Consider the following 8112-nt stretch of genomic DNA (forward strand, 5'->3'; position numbering starts at 1 on the left):
GAAAGTGTATCCACATAATGTTGACTTGAACCGAACGAACTGGGAAACCTCCACTTTTTTACAGTCCGCGAGGCAGATCCACTATATTCAGTGTTTGATATTACGGGCTTTCGAAATTTAGGATAATAATTCTTATTATTTCAGATAGATTCGATAATTCACATATTAATCCCCTTCTATATGTTGATTAAGTTTGGATATATTATTAATAAATAACCCTTCTACTAGGAGGGTTATTTATTAAATTTTTGGTATATTGGAGTCAAAACGGAGTATAATAGTATTAAAATTTATTATTAGGAGGAATATTATTTTGTCAGAAGATACAAAGAATCAAAATGTTAATGATCGCCTTTCAACAATAGAATCTAAGATTAATTTAATTTATACTAGACAAAAAAAAAGCAATGTAATTTATACCATACTTATTATATTATTTGTTATCTTTATAATTATACAACTCGTAAGTTTTTATGCGATTAATTTACCATAGAGCATATTTGTTTCTTTATAGGCTGTAATATTCTAAACTAAAAATACATCTATATGAAAGCTCTCCTATTCAACTAGTAAAGTAAACAATCAGAAGAAAGGGAAATAGAATGACCTTTGCGAATATACCTCTAGAAGCGAAGCAACGCGCGCTGGCCGAATTGCGCGACATCAAGACGACGTTCGCGGCTCGCAATTGGTTCGCCGGCACGAGCGGCAATTTATCGGTTCGCGTCGGCGACTATGAACCGGACCGGTTTCATTTCGCCATTACGGCCAGCGGCAAAGACAAATCGGCGAATACGCCGGAAGATTTCCTGTTCGTCGACGCGCAGGGCAAAGCATGCGAAACGACGCAATTGAAGCCAAGCGCGGAAACGGCGATCCATAGCGAAATTTACCGGCTAACCGGATGCGGCGCGATCTTCCACGTACATACGGTATTCAACAATATCGTATCCGAATGGTTCTGGGAACGCGGCTCGATTCCCGTGGACGGCGTGGAGCTGATTAAAGGCTTCAACATATGGGAAGAAGAAGCGCATATCGATATTCCGATCGTCCCCAATTATGCCGACATTTCGAAGATCGTGCCTTGCATCGGCCCGAAACTCGATCCGCGCATTCCGGGCATTATGATCCGCAAGCACGGCATTTGCGCTTGGGGCGCCAACGCCTTTGAAGCGAAACGGCATCTGGAATCTTTCGAATTTTTGTTCGAATACGTCTACCGCTGGGAACTGCTAAAATCGGCTCGAAGCGGCATGTGACGGCGCAAGGCTTTAATAGAATACATGCGAACGATCCGAACGCTAGGCTGCACTTCAGCTTAGCGTTTTTTTGCGCTCCGGCCAAATCCAAGCGGATGCCTGCCTGCTCCTGAATAAGACCTCTCCCCTCAGGGGAAAATAGCGGCATATTCCTTGCGTACCAAATAACGCTTAGGCATAGGGAGGGTATAACGATGCTGCGGTTCGAGCATGTCGGCAAAACGTATCCCGACGGATTTCAAGCCGTTTCCGATTTGAATTTTGAAATCAACCGCGGGGAATTTATCATTTTCATCGGGCCAAGCGGCTGCGGCAAAACGACGACGATGAAAATGATCAATCGCCTGATTCCTCACACGGAAGGCGTCATTACGATTAACGGCAAAGACATTACGAAGGAAGACCCGGTAAAGTTGCGGCGAAGTATCGGCTATGTCATCCAGCAAACCGGCCTGTTCCCTCATTACACGATCGAGCAAAATATCGGACTGCTGCCCGATTTGAAAGGCTGGGACGCCGCCAAAAAGAAACAGAGAGTCAAAGAAATGCTGGACTTGGTAGGATTGGACCCGGCCGTATTCGCCAAGAGGTATCCAAAGGAACTGTCGGGCGGTCAGCAGCAGCGTGTCGGCGTAGCTCGCGCTTTGGCCGCGGATCCCGAAATCGTGCTAATGGACGAACCGTTCGGCGCGCTCGATCCGATCACAAGAGAACAACTGCAGGATGAATTGCTGAAGCTGCAGCAAGAAATGAAAAAAACGATCATATTCGTTACGCATGATATGGACGAAGCGCTTAAGCTCGGCGATCGCATCGCGGTCATGAAAGACGGGTCGCTCGTGCAGATGGAAAGTCCGGAAACGCTGCTACGGGAACCAGCGCACGGGTTTGTGGAACAGTTTATCGGGCAGAAGCGGATTTATCAAAATCCGGAATATATCCCTGTTATCGATATTATTCGAACCGATCCGGCGCTTGTCCGGAAAGACCGGTCGCTGGAAAAAGCGATTGCTTATATGAGACAGCGCAGAACGTATACGCTGCTTGCCGTCGAAGAAGACGGAACGCTGCTCGGCATCGTTTCGGCATATGACGTGTTGCAAAATATCAATAAAGCGAAGACGATCGAGGAGCTTGTCCGTCCCGCCGAGCCTTCCTTGCTCGATACGGCATCCGCCAAAGACGCGCTGATGGCGATTTCGTCGGCCAAGCATGGCATTATTCCCGTCGTCGACGCAAATCGCAAAATCGTCGGCATCGTGACGCGCGGTACGCTGCTCACGACGTTTGCAAGCCATTGGGCCGGAGGTGAACATCAAGAATGAACGGAACGTTATGGCAGCAATTAGCCACTCAATTTACGCTTCGCTGGAACGAATTGATTGCGGCGATAGGACAGCATATTATTCTCGTCCTTCTCTCGATGCTGATCGCGATCGTGATCGGCATTCCCGCCGGCATTCTCATCTCCCGCGTTCCATCTTTGAAAGGCTGGGTGCTCGGCGTGGCCAGCATATTGCAGACGATCCCGAGCCTGGCGCTGCTCGGATTCATGATTCCGCTCTTCGGCATCGGCACGCGAACGGCGGTCGCCGCATTATTTCTCTATTCCCTGCTGCCGATTATCCGCAACACGTTTACCGGAATTAAAGACGTCAATCCTTCCGTCATCGAGGCGGCCCGCGGGATGGGGATGACGCAAAGCCAAATCTTATTCCGCATCGAATTGCCGCTCGCTCTATCCGTCATTATGGCCGGAATCCGCACGGCAACGGTTATCAATATCGGAACGGCGACGCTCGCGGCGTTCATCGGCGCCGGAGGTCTCGGGGAATTTATCTTCTTGGGCATTACCAGAAATATCGATGCGCTTATTTTTCTTGGAGCGCTGCCGGCGGCGTTGCTCGCTTTGCTGATCGATTATTTGCTCGGCATGGTGGAACGCGCAACGACGCCGCGCGGTTTAAAAATCTAACCCGGCGCTTTGGACGGAGGAACGACATGAATCGAACAGGTGCAATGCAGCGATGGTGTGCTGCGCTGCTGGCGGCGTTATTGGCCGTCTCGCTGCCGGCTTGCGGGAATACGGAAAATAAAACAGGCAGCGTCCGAAACGCGAATATTACGGTCGGCTCGAAAAATTTTACCGAAAACATTATTTTGGCGCATATGATGGCCGATCTCATTGAAAACCGAACCGGGCTGACCGTGAACCGCAAAATGAATTTAGGGGGATCGAATGTTGCCTGGACGGCGCTCAAAACCGGCGATATTCAAATCTACCCGGAGTATACCGGAACGATCGTGACCAACTATTATCAGGAGAAAACCGGTTCGTCGGAAGAAACGCTGGCGCGAACGAGGGAATTGCTGAAGCGGGATCGATTGCAATTTCTCGAACCGTTCGGCTTCAACAACACATATATTCTTGCGGTACGCCCCGAAACGGCGGAACAATATCAATTGAAGACATACAGCGATTTGGCGAAAGTGGCGGCCGAGCTCGACTTTGCCGTTCCTTTCGATTTTCTCGACCGTCCGGACGGCTACCCGGGATTGCAGGCAATGTACCAAATGAAGTTTAAACGGGTGAAAGGGATGGATCAAGGCATTATGTACCGATTGATCGGCCAGGGCGATACCGATGTCGTCAGCGCCTATTCGACCGACGGGCAGGTCGACATTCATCACTTGACGCTGCTTCAAGACGATAAACATTTTTTCCCTCCCTATGACGCCGGTCCGGTCGTACGGGAAGACTTATTGAATCGATATCCGGAGATTGCGGACGCCCTCGCGCCTTTGAAAGGCGCCATAACCGAAGAAAAAATGCGGGAAATGAACGTCAAAGTCGATATCGGCCATAAAGCCGACGTCGTCGCGCGGGAATTTCTCGTTGCGAACGGCCTCATTTCAGAAAAAACCGAATGAGATGCCCGCTCATCGATTGCCGAATAAATTGCGCTCCTCTCGCTTCGGCAAATACGAACGATTGGATTAGCGTCAACAAATAATAGGCGAGTTCGCGCGGATCGCCGTCGACAAACTGGCCCGAGGCTTGCCCTTCCCGGATGATCGTCGAAACGGCATGCACGTTTGCAAGCATTTTCGATTTCACGGAATGTTTCAACGCAGGGGACACGGTCTCGGATACGAGCAATTGGTCGATAAAAATATGCTGAAACATCGCCTCCTGAAACGGACGGCAATCCATCGTATCAAGCAGACGCATTAATTTTTGCTGCGGGTCCATGCGAAGGGGCTGCACTTGCTCGATATTTCGCTTCAACCCGCTAAGGCTGTTGTCGACGATCGATATATAAATTTCTTCCTTGGATTGAAAATAGTTATAGATGAGGCCGTGGCTCATGCCGGCCTTATTGGCGATGTCCGAAATTTTGGTGGCGGCTATCCCCTTTTCGGAGAACAATTGGACAGCCGCTTCCAATATTTGATCGCATCGCTCTTTTCTGCATTCGCGGTCTCTCTCGACATTTCTCGGCACAACGATTCACTCCTAACGAACGTTCATAGGCATTATGAATTCGTCGAGTTCGGCACGTTCGCCGGCGCTCCGGAAACGGTCGCGGCAACGGCGGAACGGTTCCGTCTGTTCCAAGTTAGGGAAAGCGCCAAACTGCCCACAAGAATGAGCGCGCCGAACATATACGGGAAATTGACATGCGTGTCGAACAAAATGCCCGCCAGCGCAGGTCCGAAAATATTGCCCAAGCTCATATACGCATTGTTCATGCCTGCGACAAAGCCCTGTTCCTCCCCCGCCATCTTCGACAACAGCGTATTGATGGCAGGCCGCATAATCGAGGTGAACGTGAAGAAAAAGAGCGTCACGAGCATGACGTACCAGAATTGTCCCGACAGCAGCATGCCGACGAGCGCAATGGCGGATAAAATAAAGGTCAGGTTAATTAATGTTTTCTCGCCGAAGCGTTTAATTAATTTATCGATCAACAACGCTTGAATAACGACGCCGGCTAACGCTCCGCATGTGATCAGGATTGAAATTTCCCTTGCGCTGAATCCGTACTTGTGATCGACGAACAGCGGGAAGATCGCTTCAAAATTAGCGAGCCCGAATGTAAGTGTAAACACTAGGATGAGCAGTACGAAATAAGGCGCTTTAAAGGAACGCGCGAATTGACGGAACAGACTTTCCTTCGCAACCTGAATATTGCGATTTTCCAGTTGCTTCTCCTTCGGCAACGATTCCGGCAAAAACGCCAGCGACGACAACATCGCGAGTGCGCCCACGCAGGCGGACACGTAAAAAGGAGCGCGCAATCCCAGTTCGGCTAGAAATCCGCCGATGCCCGGACCGATGACGAATCCGAGCGACATGGCCGCTCCTAGCAGTCCCATGCCTTTTCCCCGCTTTTCCTCCGTCGTCGTGTCGGCCACATAAGCCATCATCGAAGGGATCATCGCCGCCGCCCCGATTCCGCCGAGCAACCTGGCAAAGTAAAGGAGCCATACATGCGAAGCGATCGCAAATAATAAATTGGAGATCGAGAATAAAGCCAGTCCGGCAATGATCAACTTTTTCCGCCCGTATTTATCCGACCATTCCCCGCCGATCGGCGAGAAAATAAACTGCGTTAACCCGAAGGCCGCCACCAAATATCCGGCCGTTTGGCCGCCTGCGTTGAATTCTTTCAAAAACTCCGGCAGTACCGGAATAATTAATCCGATGCCAAGCATGGCAATGAACATATTCACCATCAATAAAAACAATGGGGAATTGCGATTATCAGATCTACTCTTCATGGTCTCTCCCTCTTTCTGATCTATTGGAATAGTATATCTGACAGATTGAATGAAAGTCAATTTGTAAAATAAAAAAACCTTTCGAAAAGGTTGAAAGGTTTTTCCATGATGATGCAAAAATTTCTGCTAAACGCGATTGCTTACGGCCGAATGGCCCCGGTTGGAGTTTTTCTCGCATCCGCCGTTTTGGCATTGATGGAAATGGCCGAAAAAATCGAGCCGATGATCGGATACCGTAAATCCGAATTCCCGTTCGATGCGTTTCTCCATCGCAACCAGCCAATCGTCTTTAATTTCTTCCACCGCACCGCATTCGGTACAAATTAAATGATGATGCATATGTTCATGGTCGTCGCTGCGCAAGTCGAAGCGCGCCGCTCCGTCGCCGAAATTCATCTTCTCTACGATTCGCAGTTCGCTGAGCAATTCAAGCGTTCGATATACCGTAGCCAGCCCGATATCGGGGGATTTGTCTCTAACAAGCATGAACACTTCTTCTGCGCTTAAATGATCTTCTTCGTTCTCCAGCAGCACTTGCAGCGTCGAAGCGCGCTGCGGCGTCAATTTATAACCTTCGCCCGACAATTGCCGATTTATTTTATCAAGCCGTTCCGCTATCGTCATGGTTGAAACGTACCTCCCTGGTTTCCAGCGTTTGAAACAAGTTATTTAGAATAATTCTAATTTAATAATATCCTATTTCCTTGCCGGATGTAAAGCTTTTTTATGTCGCGGACGGCAAATGGCTTTCTCATTGGGACGAATACTTGACGACAGGCCATTTCTCTTTGCGGAGCGCATTCATTAGTTCCGGTCCGACGCGCAGCGTATCTTGAACCAGTTCGCGCGGGGTAAGCGCCATCCATTGATTCAGCGATATATCCGCGAAACGGTCGCTTTTGAACATTTCCAGAAACCACAATGTTTGTTCTCCGGTATTTTGAATATAGTGACCGAAAGCGAACGGAACATACCCGACGTCGCCTGCCCTGTAATCGAACGTACGGGCCGTGCCGTCCGCCGCAAAGGCGGTCATCCGCCCTTGGCCCGAAAGATAATATTGCCACTCGTCGTTATTCGGATGCCAATGCATCTCCCGCATCCCCCCAGGCTTAATCTCGACCAGCGCCGCAGCGATGGCCGTAGAGATGGGAAAGTTGGAGGAGTCGACAATACGGACCGAACCGCCGGGAGTGCGGCTCGGCTGCTGAGCAAGCAAACGATGCATAAAGCTCTTCGGCACCGTGCCGTAAGGGCTCATGATTTGCTGGGTTGCGATCGCCCCCGGCACCTTGGCCTGATACATGTACACCTGCTTGGAAGGAATATGCGCAAAGGCGCTTTCCCGCACGCCGAAATTGGCCGCCAGCACATCTTTCGGCGTATGCGCAAACCAGTCGGAAATTGTAAACGTGTCGTTCTCGGAAAATTTGCCGTCGTCGAATACGAGCAGAAACTCGCATCCTTCCTCCAGCCCTTGAATCGAATGCGGCACGCCGGGAGGAAAGTACCATAGATCGCCTACGCCCACATCGGCAATAAAGTTTCGCCCGTCTTGATCGACCGCCGTAATCCGGGCCCGTCCGTAAATCATAAACGACCATTCCGCCTGCTTGTGCCAGTGCAATTCCCGCACGCCGCCGGGCGTCAGGCGCATGTTCACGCCGGATAACGTAGTGGCGATCGGCAATTCTCTCTCCGTCACCTCGCGCGACCAGCCGCCGTGCTCTAACCGCATATGCGTATCGGAGAAGGAAAATTTCAAGTTGGGGACCGTGCCCGCATCCGTCGGCGGCGGAACCAATAAATCCGGATTTTGCATATCCCGCAGCACGTCGCGCGGACCGGGATCGGTCGCGCCCGCTCCGTCCTCCCGAATCGGTTGGGGAGCGCCTACGAATTCCTGTCGATCTTGAGGAAGTTTCCTCATAACAGCACACTCCTCATATAGTATTTCTTGAAGGCAGTTTTGAGTTTACTTCCAGTCCCCTAGGGGACTGGCGGCCGCCTTCAAAATTTCCAGTTGATCTTTGAAAAATAAATTTGGGACTGGACTTTCCGGAAT

At 50.2% G+C, this 8112-nt stretch carries 8 protein-coding genes; 4 read left to right on the forward strand and 4 right to left on the reverse strand.

All coding sequences use genetic code 11. The features are described 5' to 3' along the window. The first annotated feature begins 602 nt into the window (after positions 1-602). The 4 genes from mtnB to LQ229_RS26565 all read left to right on the forward strand — a co-directional run bounded on the left by mtnB (position 603) and on the right by LQ229_RS26565 (position 4193). Positions 603-1262: a methylthioribulose 1-phosphate dehydratase gene (mtnB, locus tag LQ229_RS26550; RefSeq protein ID WP_216539785.1), complete on the forward strand. Its 660-nt coding sequence runs from the start codon at positions 603-605 to the stop codon at positions 1260-1262. 194 nt (positions 1263-1456) lie between these two features. Further along, positions 1457-2587 (forward strand): ABC transporter ATP-binding protein, encoded by a 1131-nt coding sequence (locus LQ229_RS26555; protein WP_216539784.1) that lies wholly within the window; start codon positions 1457-1459, stop codon positions 2585-2587. Beyond that, entirely contained in the window at positions 2584-3237 is a 654-nt protein-coding gene (locus tag LQ229_RS26560; protein WP_216539783.1) for an ABC transporter permease, read from the forward strand. The genes LQ229_RS26555 and LQ229_RS26560 overlap by 4 nt, the downstream gene beginning before the upstream one ends. 26 nt (positions 3238-3263) lie before the next feature. Beyond that, the gene (locus LQ229_RS26565) at positions 3264-4193 is read left to right on the forward strand and encodes a glycine betaine ABC transporter substrate-binding protein (protein WP_230193376.1); all 930 of its coding nucleotides are present in this window, start codon (positions 3264-3266) and stop codon (positions 4191-4193) included. Here LQ229_RS26565 and LQ229_RS26570 read toward each other — a convergent pair. The 4 genes from LQ229_RS26570 to LQ229_RS26585 all read right to left on the reverse strand — a co-directional run bounded on the left by LQ229_RS26570 (position 4171) and on the right by LQ229_RS26585 (position 7977). Further along, a complete protein-coding gene (locus tag LQ229_RS26570; RefSeq protein ID WP_230193377.1) occupies positions 4171-4767 on the reverse strand; it encodes a TetR/AcrR family transcriptional regulator in 597 nt (198 codons plus the stop codon). The genes LQ229_RS26565 and LQ229_RS26570 overlap by 23 nt on opposite strands. Positions 4768-4799: 32 nt before the next feature. Next, on the reverse strand, positions 4800-6047 hold the full coding sequence (locus tag LQ229_RS26575) for an MFS transporter (protein WP_356712181.1): 1248 nt from the start codon (positions 6045-6047) through the stop codon (positions 4800-4802). Between the two features lie 126 nt (positions 6048-6173). Continuing rightward, positions 6174-6671, reverse strand: coding sequence for a transcriptional repressor (locus LQ229_RS26580; RefSeq protein WP_216539780.1), 498 nt, complete (start codon positions 6669-6671; stop codon positions 6174-6176). A gap of 127 nt (positions 6672-6798) precedes the next feature. Continuing rightward, positions 6799-7977 carry an oxalate decarboxylase family bicupin gene (locus LQ229_RS26585; RefSeq protein WP_216539779.1) on the reverse strand — a complete coding sequence of 393 codons (1179 nt, stop codon included), beginning with the start codon at positions 7975-7977 and terminating at the stop codon, positions 6799-6801. Positions 7978-8112: the final 135 nt, after the last annotated feature.

Origin of the sequence: Paenibacillus sp. CECT 9249 (genome assembly GCF_918697855.1) — a bacterium.
Classification (GTDB): domain Bacteria; phylum Bacillota; class Bacilli; order Paenibacillales; family Paenibacillaceae; genus MSJ-34.